The sequence below is a fragment of the Stenotrophomonas sp. GD03680 genome, assembly GCF_029844625.1.
Taxonomy (GTDB): Bacteria; Pseudomonadota; Gammaproteobacteria; order Xanthomonadales; family Xanthomonadaceae; genus Stenotrophomonas; species Stenotrophomonas maltophilia_P.
The window spans coordinates 102,067-117,458 of record NZ_JAOCKC010000009.1 but is presented as its reverse complement, the minus strand read 5'-3'; the positions used below and the strand labels follow the sequence as shown (position 1 = coordinate 117,458).

The following is a 15,392-nucleotide window of genomic DNA, read 5'->3' as shown; positions in this document are numbered from 1 at the left end:
CCCCCGCAACCTGACCCACCCCGCCATCCCCCAGATAACCCGCTTCTGCTCTGGCTCTGGCTCGTAGCAGGTGCAGGGCGCAGCCCTGCATAAAACCCCAACCCTCACTTCTTCAGGAAGTTGTCCACCAGCAGATGCTTCACGTCGTCGAAGCGGCCATTCAACACCGCCTTGGCCGCATACAGGGCCGTACCCGCCACCTGTTTGGCCTCGATCTGCGGCGGCATCACCAGCTCCGCCCGGCTGGTATGCACGTCCAGCAATGCCGGACCGCGCTGGGCGAGGAAGTCCTGTACGGCCTCCTCCAGGTCCTCGCTGCGGGTGACCGTGCGGCCATGGAAACCGATCACCTCGGCCAGACGGCCGAAATCCGGATTCTTCAGATCGGTGTAGTTGTCCAGCAGCCCTTCCACCTTCTGCTCCAGCTCCACGAAGTTCAACGAACCGTTGTTGAACACCACCACCTTGATCGGCAGCTTCTCCTGCACGGCGGTCAGCAGATCGCCCAGCAGCATCGCCAGGCCGCCATCGCCCGACAGCGAGATCACCTGCCGGCCCGGGAACGCCTTCTGCAGGCCCAGCGCCTGCGGCATCGCATTGGCCATCGTCCCGTGCAGGAGACTGGTAAGCGTGCGGCGACGGCCATTGACGCGGATATGCCGCAGCACCCACACCATCGGCGAGCCACCGTCGGCGGTGAACAACGCATCGTCGCTGGCGTATTTCGACAGCAGCGCGGTCAGGTGCTGCGGATGGATCAGTTCGCCTTCGCCCGGCTGCTCCTCCTGCTCACGCTTGGCCAGCGCCTTGTCGCGACGCTCGATGCACTCGTCGAGGAACGTGCTGTCCTCGCGGGGTGGCAGCATCGGCAGCAGTGCATCCAGCGTCGGTGCGATGTCACCCACCACGCCCAGGTTCACCGGATGGCGGCGACCGAGATGGCTGCCATCGCGATCGACCTGGATGATCGTCGCCTTGTCCGGATAGAACTGCCCCCAGGCAAAATCGGCGCCGAGCAGCAGCAGCGTGTCGCACTCCATCAGGGTGTGGAACCCGGATTCGATGCCGAAGATGCCGGTCATGCCCATGTTGTACGGGTTGTCCGGCTCGACGAAGTCCTTGGCACGCGAGGTGTGCGCGATCGGGGCCTGCAGGCGCCGGGCCAGTTCCAGAAGCTGCGCATGGGCGCCCTGGCAACCGGCACCGGCATAGATGCCGATGCGCTTGCCCTGCCCCAGCAACCCGGCGATGCGCTGCAGCTCGCCATCCGACGGGCGCAGCACCGGCTGGGCGTAGTGCACCGAGAACGGCACATCGTGCTTCACCTCGGCCTGGCTGATGTCGGCCGGCAGGATCACCACCGCCACGCCGCGGCGGCTGATCGCCGCCTGGCAGGCCAGGGCGACCACGCGTCGTGCCTGCGCCGGGCTGTGCACCTGTTCGCAGAACACCGTGCAGCTGCCATAGACCGCCTTGAAATCCACTTCCTGGGGGAATTCCATGCCCAGTTCGCTGGTCACCACCTGGCTGGCGATCAGCACCATCGGTGCGCGGTTGCGGTTGCTTTCAAAGATGCCATTGATGAAATGCAGGCCGCCGGGACCGCAGGAGCCGGCACAGGCCGTCAGCTCGCCGCTCACCAGCGAGTCGGCGCCGGCGGCGAAGGCGGCCACCTCTTCGTGGCGCACATGTACCCATTCGATTTCGCTGCGATGCAGTGCATCGGTGACGTGGTTCAACGTGTCGCCGACGATGCCATAACAGCGGCGGACACCCGCCTGCTGCAGGGTATCGACAACGATCTCGGCAACGCGCTTGCTCATCGGATGCATCCTCGAACGGGGGAACGTCCGAGGCTAGACCCGACGAAGTGATGCCTCCGTGGGCAAGGCATGCATCGCCTCGACAGGCAAAGTACAGAGCGATATCGGGTCAATCGTTGACGTTGATCCAGCCCACCACCGCGCCGCTCTTCGGGTTGCGATACCGCACCTTCAGCCAACCCTCGTGTTCATCCAGCAGTTCCACGCGGTCGCCCTGCAGCAGGTAACGCTGGGTGCTGGGCGCACCGGGCCGGTCGAACAGGAACAGGCGCGCCGGCACCACGGTGGCCTGCTGGCTGCGCAGCGGGCCGTCGGGCGGTGCGCCCAGGCCATCAGCGATCGCGCTCTCCAGCACACGACCGGTGGGATCAAAGGTGCGCCAGACCGCCGACGGGCCCTGCTCGTCGGCCGGCACCCAACGCAGTGCGGCGTTCAGGGTATCGCCCAGCATCAAGACGCGCTCGGCGCGATACAGATAGAGTTTCGCGCCTGCAAACCGGTACTGGTCCGTGTACCACATCGGGCCGCTGCGGCAGCTGCTGGTCAACGTGCGCGTGGCGGCATCAACGGTGAGCCCCATCAGGCCGCCGCAGTTGTCACGCCCATGGGTTTCGGCCTGCAGCGCGCGGAAACCACCGCTGGCCGGATCGTAGCGATACACCGCCACCGCTTCATTGACCATGCCGACCGACGCCCGCGCAACCAGCTCCGGGCGCCCATCGAAATCAACATCCTCGGCTGACAACCGCGAATTGCCGTCGACGTCCGGGGCACCCGGCAGGCTCAGCCGCTTGCCAGAGGGCAGCAGCTGCACGGCAATGCTGCCGTCCTCCGCCACCTCAGCCTGCACGCCAATGCCAGGTGCCGCCTCGAAGCGCAGCGGCGCATCGCTGTCAGCAGCGTGCGCCAGCGGTACCAGCAGGCCCGCCAGCAGGCCAATCACGGTGTCCCTGTGTCTCATCGTCGTTGCCTGCGGCCCCAGGGCGGCGCCTCCCGGTCAGAACGATACGTCAACGGCCTGCCGCGACCACAGCACCGACTGGTGCCCGGTCTGCTGCTTCCACGCCAGGCGGATGGCTTCGATGTCGGCACGACGCTGCGGGCTGTCTTCGTGCAGCACCACCAGTACCTTGGTGCGCAGGCGGTTCGGCGCAGCATCACCCCGGAACAGCCACTGGCCGTAGGCATCGAACACGGTCAGGCCATCGGGGAAGCGCGGGGTCACTTCCTTGTCCAGGAACGTCCGCCACTGCGCCTCGCTGATGGTATCGGCCTGCGGTCGGTTGCCGGCGCCCTGCTCCTCGCCCACCCCGAAGTACAGCTCGCTGCGCACCCAGCCCTGGCCAGCGGACGGGCGTGCGGCATCCCCCTTCAGTTCAGCGGTCGTGGCCGTAGCGTAGGCGCTGGGCGCCTGCGAGGAGAGGCTGGCGCAGCCACTGGCGGCAAGCAGAACAGCGAAGGCAAGGCCAAGGTGTTTCATCGGTACAGCTCCGGGGAAGGGGGACAGTGCGAGCCGGCAGCGTACAGCGCCACCGGCCCGGCGTGCTGATGCCAACAGGGCATCAGCTCATGCCGGACCGGCAGGGGCTTGCATCAGCACCGGTCATCACGCGAAGATAATATATCGCTTCATCCGGATGGATGTAAGTGAAACTATCTCCCCCCTTCCCCGTCGTCGTTGTTGCTGGAGCCCCCATGTCCGCCCGCCTGCCCGCGTCGCCGCTCGGCCTCGCCATTGCCCTTGCGCTCTCCCCCATCGCCCCGGCCCTGGCCCAGGACGCCACCAACCTCGACACCGTGATCGTCACCGGCACCCGTGCCGCCGACCGCACGGTGCTCGAATCCACCTCGCCGGTGGATGTGCTTACCGCCGAGGACATCCGCAAGGCCGGCGTGGTCAACGGCGAACTCGGCAGTGCGCTGCAGGCGCTGTTGCCGTCGTTCAACTTCCCGCGCCAGTCCAATTCCGGTGGCGCCGACCACGTCCGCGCCGCGCAGCTGCGCGGCCTGTCGCCGGATCAGGTACTGGTGCTGATCAACGGCAAGCGCCGCCACCACACCGCCCTGGTCAACACCGACAGCAAGATCGGCAAGGGCACCACGCCGGTCGACTTCAATGCCATCCCTGTCAGCGCGATCAAGCGCATCGAAGTGCTTCGGGACGGTGCCGGCGCGCTGTATGGCTCCGACGCCGTGGCAGGTGTCATCAATGTGATCCTCGACAATGGTGGCGACGGCGGCGAGATCGAAGCCAGCTACGGTGCAAATCACACCGATCTGAAGCCGATCGGCCGCACCCTTACCGATGGGCAAGCCGGCAACATCAGCGCCAAAGTGGGCACCTCGCTGGGTGAGGACGGTGGTTTCCTGCGCGTCGGCCTGGAGTACAAGCACCGCAACGGGACCAACCGCGCCGGCTTCGACCAGATTCCACCGTGGGACCAGACCCCGGACAACCTGGCACTGCAGGGCAAGCGCAACTACGTGCTGGGCGATGGTGAGAGCAAGGACATCAACCTGTGGCTCAACACTGAAATCCCGGTCGGCCAGACCTCCACCTTCTACGCGTTCGGTACCTTCAACCAGCGTGACACCGAAGGCGCGAACTATTTCCGCTACCCGGACGGCGAGGCCAACTGGAAGGAGGTCTATCCGAACGGTTACCGGCCGGTCTCCGAAGGCGAGAACCGCGACGTGCAGGCGGTCGCCGGTGTGCGCGGCCAATGGGGTGAGTGGAGCTACGACGGCAGCCTGGACCATGGCCAGAACGATTTCACCTATCGCCTGCGTGATTCGCTCAACGCCTCATTGGGCCCGGCCAGCCCGACACGCTTCAAGACGGCTGATTATGAGTACGCTCAGACCGTCGGCAACCTGGACCTGAGCCGTGTGTTCACCCAGAGCGACAGCATCAGCCATACGCTGGGCCTGGGCGCGGAAGCGCGCCATGAGCGCTACCAGACCCGTCCCGGCGACCCCGCCAGCTATGCGGCCGGCCCGTTTACCGACCGTCCCACCGGCTCGCAGGCCGGCGGCGGCCTCACGCCGCAGGATGCCGCCACCCTGTCGCGCGATGTGGCCAGCGCCTATGCCAGCCTGTCCAGCCAGTTCGGCGATCACTTCTCCAGCGACCTGGCTGCGCGCTACGAGCACAGCGATGATTTCGGCGGCGAACTGACCGGCAAGCTCGGCCTGCGTTACCAGTTCACCCCGGCCTTCGCCCTGCGTGGCGCGATCTCCAACAACTTCCGCGCCCCGTCCCTGGCACAGATCGGCTACGAGTCGACCTCCACTGGCTACAACGCCGGCGGCCAGCTGGTGCAGGGCCGGCTGCTGTCGGTCAACAATCCGATTGCCCGCGGCCTGGGCGCGCAGGACCTCAAGCCCGAAAAGTCGATCAACACGTCGCTGGGCTTCACCAGCCGCATCGGCGAGCACTTCGACCTGTCGCTGGACTTCTTCCAGATCGACATCGATGACCGCATCGCGCTGTCCGAAAGCATCACCGGCGATGCGCTGACCGATTATGTCGCCGCCAACTACGGCGTCAGTGGCCTGCAGAGCGCTAGCTTCTTCGTCAATGCCGCCGATACACGTACCCGTGGCGCCGAACTGGTCAGCAACTGGCGGCAGGCGCTGGGCAACGGCCAGCTGCTGCTGACCGGCACTTACGCCTATACCAAGACCACGCTGAAGAACGTGCTGGCTACCCCTGCACAACTGCAGGCGCTCGATCCGGACTATGTGCTGTTCGGCATCGAAGAGACCAACACGCTGACCGACGCCACCCCGCGCACGCGCGGCAGCGTCTCTGCAGCATGGAGCAATGACCGCTGGTCACTCAGCAGCCGGGTGAACCGCTATGGCAGCGTCACCCGTGTCTTCAACTTCGGTGACGGTTACATTCCGCGCCAGACCTACCAGGCCGAATGGCAGCTGGATGCAGAAGTGGAGTATCGCATCAGCGCCCGATGGAGCGTGGCCATCGGCGGACAGAATCTGACCGACAACTACCCGGATCGATCCAATGAGGACATCCATTACTTCGGCAATTTGCCCTACGACGTGCTTTCGCCGATCGGCAGCAACGGCGCCTACTACTACGGCCGCGTCCGTTACACGTTCTGACCGCGGCTGACGCGTGTTTGCGGTGGTGCGGACCACGGGTCCGCACTGCCCCGCTCCGGTACCGCTCCCTTGTGCCGGCAACCGGCAGACAGCGCCGACGCACCGTCGTCGCCTGCTCTCGACCCCACGTACACGCCCACGCTGGCAGGCTGGGCGTCATGGCTGAACCGCTCCCCCTGTGTCCGCCACCTCCATTGCTGGACGATGCCTGCGCGTTGTTCCTCGATGTCGATGGCACCCTGATTGAATTCGCTGCACGACCGGACGCCGTGCAGCTGCTGCCCGATGTGCGTGAGGCCATCGGTCGTATCAGCGACCGCCTGGAAGGTGCCGTAGCACTGGTCAGTGGCCGTCCTCTGGCACAGCTTGACCAGTTGTTCGCGCCTCTGCAGCTGCCTGCGGCCGGCCTGCACGGCCATGAACTGCGTGGCCAGGACGGACGCGTGCTGCGCGACGAACATGACGATGACACCGCCGAATGGCTGCATGCCCTGCACCAGCAGGCGATGCGTTTTGCCCATGGCCATCCCGGGGTACTGGTAGAAGACAAGGGTGTGGGCCTGGCCCTGCACTGGCGCGAGGCGCCGCACGCTGGAAGCGAGGTGCGGGCGTTCGCCGACCGCCATGTGCGCGGTCGCTCCAGCTACCGCCTGCAACCCGGCGATCACGTGGTCGAGTTCGTGCCCGTCGGCACCGACAAGGGCCGCGCGATCCGGCGGATGATGCAGTACTTGCCGTTCCGGGGCCGCCTGCCCGTGTTCCTCGGCGATGACCTGACGGATGAATTCGGATTCGACGCCGCCAACGGCCAGCATGGCTGGAGCGTGCTGGTCGGCGAGCGTGAACCCAGCGCCGCCGTGTTCGCGCTGCCCGACATACGCAGCGTGCACGCCTGGCTGCGCGAGAATGCCTATTGACCCGGCCACCCCCACGGCCGCAACCGAGATGTACCGCGTGATGACCCAACCCGATCTTGATCTGGGCGTGGTCGGCAACGGCAGCTTCGGCGCCCTGGTCGACAAACATGCCCGTGTCGTCTGGAGCTGCCTGCCCACCTTTGACGGCGACCCCACCTTCTGTGCGCTGCTGGGCCCGAACCAGCAGACAGGCGGCGACTTCGCCGTCGAGCTGGAGGACTTCGCCGACAGCGAGCAGGAATATCTCACCAACACCGCCATCCTGCGCACGGTGCTGCGCGACACGCATGGAGGTGCGCTGGAGATCCTCGATTTCGCGCCACGCTGGCGGCAGAACGACCGCTTCTACCGGCCGGTCAGCCTGATCCGCCAGGTGCGGCCATTGGCCGGCAGCCCACGTATCGTCATCCGCGCACGGCCGCTGGCCGACTGGGGCGCACGTGTTCCCGAATCCACGTGGGGCAGCAACCATGTGCGCTGGATCCTGCCCGACCACGTGCTGCGGCTGACCACCGATGTGCCGGTCCGAATGGTCCGTGATGGCCTGCCGTTCGTCCTCAACCACCCTGTGCACCTGATCCTGGGCGTGGATGAATCGCTCAACCGCTCGATCAGCGGCTATGTGCAGGAAGCGTTCCAGCGCACGCGTGACTACTGGCGCGAATGGGTGCGCTATCTGTCGATCCCGCTGGAATGGCAGGACGCGGTGATCCGCAGCGCGATCACTCTCAAGCTGTGCCAGTACGAGGACAGTGGGGCGATCATCGCGGCGATGACCACCTCGATTCCCGAAGCTCCCGGCAGCGTGCGCAACTGGGACTACCGCTACTGCTGGCTGCGCGATGCTGCGTTCGTGGTGCGTTCGCTGAACCGGCTTGGCGCCACCCGTACGATGGAGCAGTTCCTCGGCTACATCTTCAACCTCGCCACCACCGACGGCACGCTGCAGCCGCTGTACGGCATCGGATTCGAGGCCAAGCTGGACGAGGATGAAGTTCCCAGCCTGTCCGGCTACCGTGGGATGGGCCCGGTGCGCCGCGGCAACCTGGCCTGGGTGCAGCGCCAGCACGACGTGTATGGCAGCGTGGTGCTGGCCTCCACCCAGCTGTTCTTCGATCGTCGCCTGCAGGACCCCGGGGATGCCCATACCTTTGCCCGGCTGGAACCGCTGGGCGAACAGGCCTTTGCCCTGCACGACGTCCCCGACGCAGGCCTGTGGGAGTTCCGCGGCCGCACCGAGGTGCACACCTATACCAGCGCGATGTGCTGGGCCGCCTGCGATCGCCTGTGCAAGATCGCCGTGAGGCTCAAGCGCGATGACCGTGCACGCTACTGGCGCGAGCGCGCCGACATCATCCACGCGCGCATCATGCAGCGGTCCTGGAGCGAATCGCTGGGCCACTTCACCGACACCTTCGACGGCCATCGCCTGGACGCGTCGCTGCTGCTGCTGGCCGACATCGGCTTCATCGATGCACTCGACGCACGTTTCATCGCCACCGTCGAGGCCATCGGCCGCGACCTCAAGCATGGCAATTCGCTGTACCGCTACATCGCACCGGACGATTTCGGCGAGCCGGAAACCAGCTTCACCATCTGCACCTTCTGGTACATCGATGCGCTGGCGGCGATCGGGCGCATGGATGAGGCACGCGAGATGTTCGAGACGCTGTTGAAGCAGCGCAACCATCTTGGCCTGCTGTCGGAGGACCTGGCCTTCGACAGCGGCGAAGCGTGGGGCAACTTCCCGCAGACGTATTCGCATGTGGGTCTGATCACGGCAGCGATGCGCCTGTCGCGTTCGTGGCAGGAGGCATCATGAGTCGTCTGGTGGTGGTCTCCAACCGCGTTGCCGTGCCCGGCGAGAACCGCGCCGGGGGCCTTGCGGTGGGCCTGCTGGCTGCGCTCAAGGAGCGCGGCGGCATGTGGTTCGGCTGGAGTGGCAAGACCGTGCGTGATGGCAGCGGCGCGCTGCATGAACAGCAGGACGGCGACATCCGCTTCGTCACCATGGACCTGAACAAGCGCGAGGTGGACGGCTACTACAACGGCTTCGCCAACCGCACGCTGTGGCCGCTGCTGCATTTCCGCCTGGACCTTGTCGACTATGACCGCGGCACGCGCGAGACATATCACAAGGTCAATGCGATGTTCGCGGACAAGCTCGCGCCGTTGCTGCGCGAGGACGATATCGTCTGGATCCACGACTACCATCTGATCCCGCTGGGTGCCCTGCTGCGCGAGCGCGGCATCGGCTGCCGCATCGGCTTCTTCCTGCACATCCCGATGCCCTCGGCGGACCTGCTGCAGGCCATGCCCGACCACCTGCGGCTTTTCTCCGCGCTGTATGCCTATGACCTGGTGGGATTCCAGACCCAGCGCGATGCCGACCGCTTCCAGACCTACCTGCGGCTGTTCGGCGGCGGTCGCGTGCTCGACAACGGCGAACTGGAGGCCCCGGGGGGGCGCCGCTTCCGCGCTGCCGCCTTCCCGATCGGCATCGACACCGGGCTTATCGCGCGTCAGGCCAGCACCGCAGCGGCCAAGGCCGCCGTGAAGAACCTGCGGGCCAGTCTGCGGGATCGGCAGCTGGCCATCGGCGTGGACCGCCTGGACTATTCCAAGGGGCTGCCCGAACGTTTCCTCGGCTTCGAACGTTACCTGCAGCGCCACCCCGACCAGCGCGGCACCCTGACCTACCTGCAGATCGCGCCGGTCTCGCGCGGTGATGTCACCGAGTACCGGCAACTGCGCAGCCAGCTGGAACAGATCGCCGGGCACATCAACGGTGGCCATGCCGAGCCGGACTGGACGCCGCTTCGCTACGTCAACCAGAACTTCACCCATGCCACCCTCACCGGCTTCTACCGCGCGGCGGCCGTCGGTCTGGTCACCCCGCTGCGCGATGGCATGAACCTGGTCGCCAAGGAGTACGTCGCCTCGCAGGACCCGGAGGATCCGGGCGTGCTGGTGCTGTCCCTTCTGGCCGGCGCCGCCGATGAACTGAAGCAGGCGCTGCTGGTCAACCCGCACGATCTGGACGGCGTGGCCGATGCCATCGCCACGGCCGCCACCATGTCGCTGCGCAAGCGCCAGGAGCGCTGGCACGCCATGATGGAGCACCTGCGCACCTACGACATCAACCATTGGCGGCGCAGCTACCTGGACGCCCTCGAAGGCTGAATCAGGCGCATTCTGTACGCCGAAACTTGACGCTTTTGGCTCGAAAGTAATTGCGCATGCAACCATCCCGCAGCTGTGGCGTGATCTCCACAGCCGCTGTCGCAAGTGGCACTCAGGCAGGCGAACGTCCTGCTGCCCCAAGGCTTCCAGCCAGCTGCGTGGCGTCCTCGCGACGCCATCGCGGAAAACGAAAGAAAATGAACCGGCGATATTTCATTTCGCATTGACGCGACCTCCCCACAGTGGCGCCCCCAGAGCTCCTGCAATCGACAGAAGCCGCACCGTGCACGACTGCGTGCACATCACTCCGGGGATCCACTGCATGCACGCGTACGACCGTTTCATCGAAGAAGCCAGCCACCGCCTGGGACTGGGCCATCGCACCCGTTGGGTGGTTGATGTGATTGCCGGCTGGATAGCCTCCCACCCGCGGGGACTGGACGGACTGGAGCAGACCTTCGAGCAGGCGGGCCTGGGGGTTCACTTCCGATCCTGGCGGCGTCCCGGGCAGCCGCCGCTGCCGGTGCTGGCCAGCGACCTGCAGCGTGCGCTGGGTGATCCGGTCATGGACCGGCTGGCCCGGCGCAGCAGACTGTCATCGGGGGCGTTCCGGGTCGTGGCCTGCGATCTGCTGCCGGGGCTGATCGCATTGACGTCCCAGCCCATCGAGCCGGCCCCTTCGGAGCCGCGCCAGCTGCGCAACCGCCCGCAGCGGCAGCGACCGCAGATGGCCGGCACCCTGCTCACCCCGCGGGTGCAGGGCATGGCCCTGCGCAGCCTGCTGTGGATGATGGCCGCCGTGGTCGTGCTCGGCGCTACCGCATGGCTGCAGCTGAAGGCACGCACGCCGCTGTGGACGCCACAGGCGATCGTCCGCGAGCACGACGCGCGGCTGTTCCTGCACCAGCGCGGCGCGCAGGTCTCGGTCCATGGCAGCCTGCCCAGCGACGCCCTGCGCCGCCGCCTGTGGAGCGCGTTGATTGCGGTGCATGGCGCAGGGCACGTCAGTGGCCGTATCGAGATCGATCCGCAGGCCCGGTCGCCGCGCTGGTTCGAGCGCCTGATCCGCACCCTGCCCTGCCTGCAGGGCAACGGACTGCGCCTGGAGTTCGCCGGCAACCAGCTGGATATCGACTCCACCGCCCTGAGCGAAGAGCGGCGCCTGGCGATCTCGCGGCAGCTCCGCCAGGATTTCCCCGCCCTGCGGATGAGTGGGCTGTGGGGTCCGGGCCGGGCGGCATTGTCGCGGCTGCCGGCCGATGCCGGCGCCGCGCAGCGGATCGCTGCGCTGAACCTGACCCGGCTGGAGTTCCATCCCGGCTCCAGCGAACTGCGCGGCAGCTCCAGCGAAACGCTGCAGGTGGTGGCCGACGCATTGCGCAGCACTGCGCCGGGCACACGGGTGGAAGTGGCCGCGCACACCGACAGCCAGGGCGCGTCCGAGGCCAACCGGCAGCTCAGCCAGCAGCGTGCGGACGTGGTGGTGACGGCGTTGCAGGCGCATGGCGTGCCGGCACCGATGCTGGTCGCGGTGGGGCACGGCGAAGAGCATCCGGTAGCCGACAACCGCAGCGAGGACGGCCGCGCGCGCAACCAGCGCATCGCCTATCGGCTGCTTGCGGCTCCGCACTGACACCGCGCGCGGACCGACCGGCACATCAGTCCAGGAAACGGCCGGCCTGCTGCGTCGTCGGCAGCGTGCAGCGGTCGTGACGACCGAACCAGCGGTATCGGTTGCGGGCCAGCCTGCGATAGGCGGCATCCCGCCAGCTGCGCGGCAACAGGCGCAGCACGCCCGCCAGCCGCCATGCGCCTCCCAGCCCGGTCAGCACGCGCAGGATCGCGTCCGTGTCAGTCCAGGCGCCCTGCTCGTCCAGCAGCAGAAAGGAGCGCGGGTCCTGCGGATCCAGCCCATGGCTGCGCAGCAGCAGGCTGCCATGCGTACCCTGCATCGCTGCGAAGCGATAGCGCCCGTGGCGGTCCACGCGCAGCAGGAAACGCACCCAGCGGCTGCACAGCGCACAGACGCCATCGAACACGATCACTGCGTCAGTGCGGGTCGAGCCAGCCTTCATAACGGATCAGCGCTCCAATCCAGGGCAATGTCACATCAACCAGGAAAGTGTAGCGCTCTGCGGCCCAGGCCTCGCGGCAGCGCACGCCGTCGAACCAGCGCGTCGGCAGCGGCAGCAGGCCGAACACACGGACGCTGCGCACCGACCAGTCGATGCCGCCTTCACGCGCCCGCAGCTCGAATCCGAAGTGCACCACACCGAGCTGCTCATGCAGACCGCCTTCCTGTGCCCACAGCCGCGACACCATCGGCCAGCGCCCGAAACGTCGCGCCCACTGCTCGCCTTGCCCGCAGGCGCTGAACACCACCTCGACCGGCAAGGCGTGCGCCTCCTGCGGCAGCCGCGCCAACGGGGCCAGCATGGGCACCAGCCAATGGCGGCCCCGTGCGATCCGCGCCTGACCGGTACGGCGGCACGGCAGCGGCGCCGCATGCAACGCCTGCACCGGTGCTGCCAGGGTGGCGAAGGCCGGCCCCAGCACCTGCGCGAACAGCGGCACGGTCAGGGAGCGATCCAGGCCAGCGTTGCCATGCGGCCGGTGCGGCGGTCGCGACGGTGCGAATACAGGTCCGGATCGGCAATGGTGGAGATCGTGCCGCCAGACACCTGGGCCGGGTCCACGCCCACGGACTGCAGGCGCTGGCGGGCCAGTGCGAACAGATCGACCTTCCAGTGCCCCGCGCGGGTGGCCACGAAGGCGGCGGCCGCCGCCGGTTCGTGGCCGACGAAGGCCTGATACACCTCTTCGCCGATCTCATAGTCGGCAGGCCCTGCCGCCGGGCCCAGCCAGACCCGCAGCTGCGACGGCGCGGTGCGCATCGCGGCTACCGTGTGTTCCAGCATGCCATCGGCCAGGCCGCGCCAGCCCGCATGGGCCGCGCCCACTTCGCTGCCGTCGGCGGCGGCAAACACCACCGGAAGGCAGTCCGCGGTCAGGATGGCCAGCACCACCCCCGGCACCGACGTCACCGCGGCATCGGCCACCGGCTCGCTGGCCCCGGCCACTGGCGGGCCATCAAAGCGCAGCACGGTGGTGCCATGCACCTGGCGCAGCCAGTGCGGCGCGGAGGGCAGCGCCAGTCCCTGCTGCAGCAGTTGCCGGTTGTGTTCGACGTTGGCCGGCGCATCTCCATCGGCTGCGTGCCGGTTGCCCAGGTTGAACTGGGCAAAGGGTGCCGGCGAAATGCCCGCGCCGTGCCGGCGTGTGGTCAGCGCCCGCACGCCCGGCGGCGCCGGCCAGTCAGCCTGCAGCAGCGGCAGCGCGGTCGCCATCACCAGCGATCCCGCTCGCGCTCGGTAAAGGCCTCGCTGTCTTCGCGCAGCACCTTCATCAGGTGCAGCATGTCGTCCGGTACCGGCGCCGAATTGCGCACCGGCTCGCCGGTGATGGGATGCACGAACTCCAGCGTCTCGGCGTGCAGGGCCTGGCGCTTGAAGCCACGCAGCGCGGCCACCAGTTCGTCGCTGGCGCCCTTAGGCAGCTTCAGCGCACCGCCATACAGCGGGTCGCCGATGATGGGGTGGCGCAGGTGCGCCATATGCACGCGGATCTGGTGGGTGCGGCCGGTTTCCAGCCGGCATTCCAGCGCGGTGTGCGCCCGGAAGCGCTCGCGCAGGCGGTAATGGGTGATCGCGTCCTTGCCGTCTTCGCGCACCGCCATCTTCAGGCGGTCGCGCGGATGACGGTCGATCGGCGCATCGGCGGTGCCGCCGGCCACCAGAGCGCCCATCACGATGGCCAGATACTGGCGGTGCACATCACGCGCGGCCAGCTGTTCGACCAGGGCCGTCTGCGCCTCCAGGGTGCGGGCGACCACCATCACGCCGCTGGTGTCCTTGTCGAGGCGATGCACGATGCCGGCGCGCGGCAGAACCGCCACCGACGGGTCGCGGTACAGCAGCGCATTGACCAGGGTGCCGCTGTGGTTGCCGGCACCCGGGTGGACCACCAGGCCGACCGGCTTGTTGATCACCAGCAGGTGCTCGTCCTCGAACAGCACGTCCAGCGGGATGTCCTCCGGCTGGGCATCGGTCTGGGTCTCCAGCACCACGTTCAGGGTCACCACCTCGCCACCGCGCAGCGGATCGCGCGGCCGCGCCTGGGCGCCATCGAGCAGGACGTCGCCGGCCTTGATCCATTCGGTCAGGCGTGAACGGGAGTACTCGGGGAACAGTTCGGCCACGACGGCGTCGAAACGCCGGCCGGCGGCGGTGTCGGGGACGATGGCCTGGCGGGCCGATTCGGAGGGTTGTTCAGACATGGCAGGGGGGTATCTTTGAAATTTTGGGGTCCCGGCGGTCGGTTTCAGTCGCAGGACAGGACACTAGGCTATCATCGACCCTTCGTATTCCAGACGCGTCCCGCCTTGACCCCATGATCCGACGCTCCGCCATGCTCTCCGCGCCCGTCCGCCTCACCGCCCTGCTGCTGGTGCTGGTCATCGCCGCCACCGGCTGCCATCGCGGCGCCAAGAAGGGTGATCGCCCCGACGAGGGGACGCCGGTCGAACAGCTGTACGAGAAGAGCCACACGCTGATGAAGGGGGGCAACTGGAGCGGCGCCGAAGCCAGCTTCCGTCGCCTGGTGGCCCAGTATCCCTACGGCCCGTACACCGAACAGGCGATGATCGAAACCGCCTACGCGCAGTACAAGGCCGGCAAGCACGACGATGCGGTGTCGAGCATCGACCGCTTCATCCGGACCTATCCGACCCATCGCAACATCGCCTACCTGTATTACCTGCGCGGCTTGGCCAACTCCAACCGCAATACGGTTTTCCTGCGTCGCGTATGGTCCCTGGACCCCAGCCGCCGCGATCTGTCCACGCCGCACCAGGCGTATTCGGACTTCAACATCGTCGTTGACCGCTACCCGAACAGCCGCTATGCCGCCGACGCCCGCCAGCGGATGATCGAGCTGCGTGACGTATTCGCCCAGCACGAGCTGGACAACGCGCTGTACTACATGCGCCGTGGCGCCTGGGTGTCGGCCGCTGGCCGCGCCAACTACCTGCTGGAAACCTATCCGCAGAGCGCCTTCCAGTACGACGCCGTGGCGGTCCTGGCCGACTCCTACACCCACCTGGGCAACAAGACCCTGGCCGATGATGCCCGGCGCGTGCTGGAGCTGAACCAGCCCGATCACCCGTGGCTGGCAGGCAACTGGCCGAAGTACCCCTGGATGATCCGCAAGCTCAACCCGTTCGCAGGCGAGAAGTCCGCCAGTACCGGCCAGCGCAACGCGCGGCTGGAAAAGAAGTAAGAAA

The 15,392-nt window shown here is 67.2% G+C and carries 13 protein-coding genes; 6 read left to right on the top strand and 7 right to left on the bottom strand.

Translation table 11 applies throughout. The features are described 5' to 3' along the window. Positions 1 to 104: 104 nt before the first annotated feature. From N5J29_RS12310 to N5J29_RS12300, 3 genes are all read right to left on the bottom strand, one after another. A complete protein-coding gene (locus N5J29_RS12310) occupies positions 105 to 1,823 on the bottom strand; it encodes a thiamine pyrophosphate-dependent enzyme (protein WP_128988421.1) in 1,719 nt (572 codons plus the stop codon). 109 nt (positions 1,824 to 1,932) lie between these two features. After that, positions 1,933 to 2,784, bottom strand: coding sequence for an SH3 domain-containing protein (locus N5J29_RS12305; protein ID WP_164150964.1), 852 nt, complete (start codon positions 2,782 to 2,784; stop codon positions 1,933 to 1,935). A gap of 36 nt (positions 2,785 to 2,820) precedes the next feature. After that, complete coding sequence (locus N5J29_RS12300) at positions 2,821 to 3,303, bottom strand: DUF3574 domain-containing protein (RefSeq protein ID WP_053517005.1); 483 nt, start codon at positions 3,301 to 3,303, stop codon at positions 2,821 to 2,823. Between the two features lie 215 nt (positions 3,304 to 3,518). Here N5J29_RS12300 and N5J29_RS12295 point away from each other — a divergent pair, with 215 nt between their 5' ends. The 5 genes from N5J29_RS12295 (at position 3,519) to N5J29_RS12275 (ending at position 11,684) form a co-directional block, all read left to right on the top strand. Continuing rightward, positions 3,519 to 5,951 carry a TonB-dependent receptor gene (locus N5J29_RS12295; RefSeq protein WP_164150962.1) on the top strand — a complete coding sequence of 811 codons (2,433 nt, stop codon included), beginning with the start codon at positions 3,519 to 3,521 and terminating at the stop codon, positions 5,949 to 5,951. 158 nt (positions 5,952 to 6,109) lie between these two features. Then, on the top strand, positions 6,110 to 6,868 hold the full coding sequence (gene otsB, locus N5J29_RS12290; protein WP_164150960.1) for a trehalose-phosphatase: 759 nt from the start codon (positions 6,110 to 6,112) through the stop codon (positions 6,866 to 6,868). 40 nt (positions 6,869 to 6,908) lie between these two features. Beyond that, complete coding sequence (locus N5J29_RS12285) at positions 6,909 to 8,690, top strand: glycoside hydrolase family 15 protein (RefSeq protein ID WP_053517094.1); 1,782 nt, start codon at positions 6,909 to 6,911, stop codon at positions 8,688 to 8,690. Continuing rightward, positions 8,687 to 10,051, top strand: a complete 1,365-nt coding sequence (gene otsA / locus N5J29_RS12280) for an alpha,alpha-trehalose-phosphate synthase (UDP-forming) (RefSeq protein ID WP_053517011.1) — start codon at positions 8,687 to 8,689, stop codon at positions 10,049 to 10,051. Before N5J29_RS12285 ends, otsA begins: the two co-directional genes overlap by 4 nt. A gap of 322 nt (positions 10,052 to 10,373) precedes the next feature. Beyond that, positions 10,374 to 11,684, top strand: a complete 1,311-nt coding sequence (locus tag N5J29_RS12275) for an OmpA family protein (protein ID WP_164150958.1) — start codon at positions 10,374 to 10,376, stop codon at positions 11,682 to 11,684. Between the two features lie 25 nt (positions 11,685 to 11,709). Here the strand turns inward: N5J29_RS12275 and N5J29_RS12270 are convergent, their stop codons facing one another. Genes N5J29_RS12270 through rluD form a run of 4 tightly spaced genes read right to left on the bottom strand, consistent with a single transcriptional unit; the run spans position 11,710 to position 14,387 of the window. Continuing rightward, positions 11,710 to 12,126, bottom strand: a complete 417-nt coding sequence (locus N5J29_RS12270) for a thiol-disulfide oxidoreductase DCC family protein (protein ID WP_164150956.1) — start codon at positions 12,124 to 12,126, stop codon at positions 11,710 to 11,712. After that, positions 12,101 to 12,625, bottom strand: coding sequence for a DUF4166 domain-containing protein (locus tag N5J29_RS12265; RefSeq protein ID WP_197624277.1), 525 nt, complete (start codon positions 12,623 to 12,625; stop codon positions 12,101 to 12,103). Before N5J29_RS12265 ends, N5J29_RS12270 begins: the two co-directional genes overlap by 26 nt. 2 nt (positions 12,626 to 12,627) lie before the next feature. Continuing rightward, the gene (gene pgeF / locus N5J29_RS12260) at positions 12,628 to 13,398 is read right to left on the bottom strand and encodes a peptidoglycan editing factor PgeF (protein ID WP_065175783.1); all 771 of its coding nucleotides are present in this window, start codon (positions 13,396 to 13,398) and stop codon (positions 12,628 to 12,630) included. After that, the gene (rluD, locus tag N5J29_RS12255) at positions 13,398 to 14,387 is read right to left on the bottom strand and encodes a 23S rRNA pseudouridine(1911/1915/1917) synthase RluD (protein WP_053517019.1); all 990 of its coding nucleotides are present in this window, start codon (positions 14,385 to 14,387) and stop codon (positions 13,398 to 13,400) included. Before rluD ends, pgeF begins: the two co-directional genes overlap by 1 nt. Positions 14,388 to 14,500: 113 nt before the next feature. Between rluD and N5J29_RS12250 the strand changes: the two genes are divergently transcribed. After that, positions 14,501 to 15,388, top strand: a complete 888-nt coding sequence (locus N5J29_RS12250; RefSeq protein WP_053517021.1) for an outer membrane protein assembly factor BamD — start codon at positions 14,501 to 14,503, stop codon at positions 15,386 to 15,388. Positions 15,389 to 15,392 lie beyond the last annotated feature (4 nt).

Bases quoted from the DNA above. Each gene is read 5' to 3' on its own strand.
- N5J29_RS12300 (WP_053517005.1), bottom strand. From the start codon at position 3,303: ATGAAACACCTTGGCCTTGCCTTCGCTGTTCTGCTTGCCGCCAGTGGC.
- N5J29_RS12310 (WP_128988421.1), bottom strand. From the start codon at position 1,823: ATGAGCAAGCGCGTTGCCGAGATCGTTGTCGATACCCTGCAGCAGGCG.
- N5J29_RS12285 (WP_053517094.1), top strand. From the start codon at position 6,909: ATGACCCAACCCGATCTTGATCTGGGCGTGGTCGGCAACGGCAGCTTC.
- N5J29_RS12295 (WP_164150962.1), top strand. From the start codon at position 3,519: ATGTCCGCCCGCCTGCCCGCGTCGCCGCTCGGCCTCGCCATTGCCCTT.
- rluD (WP_053517019.1), bottom strand. From the start codon at position 14,387: ATGTCTGAACAACCCTCCGAATCGGCCCGCCAGGCCATCGTCCCCGAC.
- N5J29_RS12270 (WP_164150956.1), bottom strand. From the start codon at position 12,126: ATGAAGGCTGGCTCGACCCGCACTGACGCAGTGATCGTGTTCGATGGC.
- otsB (WP_164150960.1), top strand. From the start codon at position 6,110: ATGGCTGAACCGCTCCCCCTGTGTCCGCCACCTCCATTGCTGGACGAT.
- pgeF (WP_065175783.1), bottom strand. From the start codon at position 13,398: ATGGCGACCGCGCTGCCGCTGCTGCAGGCTGACTGGCCGGCGCCGCCG.
- N5J29_RS12250 (WP_053517021.1), top strand. From the start codon at position 14,501: ATGATCCGACGCTCCGCCATGCTCTCCGCGCCCGTCCGCCTCACCGCC.
- N5J29_RS12275 (WP_164150958.1), top strand. From the start codon at position 10,374: ATGCACGCGTACGACCGTTTCATCGAAGAAGCCAGCCACCGCCTGGGA.
- N5J29_RS12305 (WP_164150964.1), bottom strand. From the start codon at position 2,784: ATGAGACACAGGGACACCGTGATTGGCCTGCTGGCGGGCCTGCTGGTA.
- otsA (WP_053517011.1), top strand. From the start codon at position 8,687: ATGAGTCGTCTGGTGGTGGTCTCCAACCGCGTTGCCGTGCCCGGCGAG.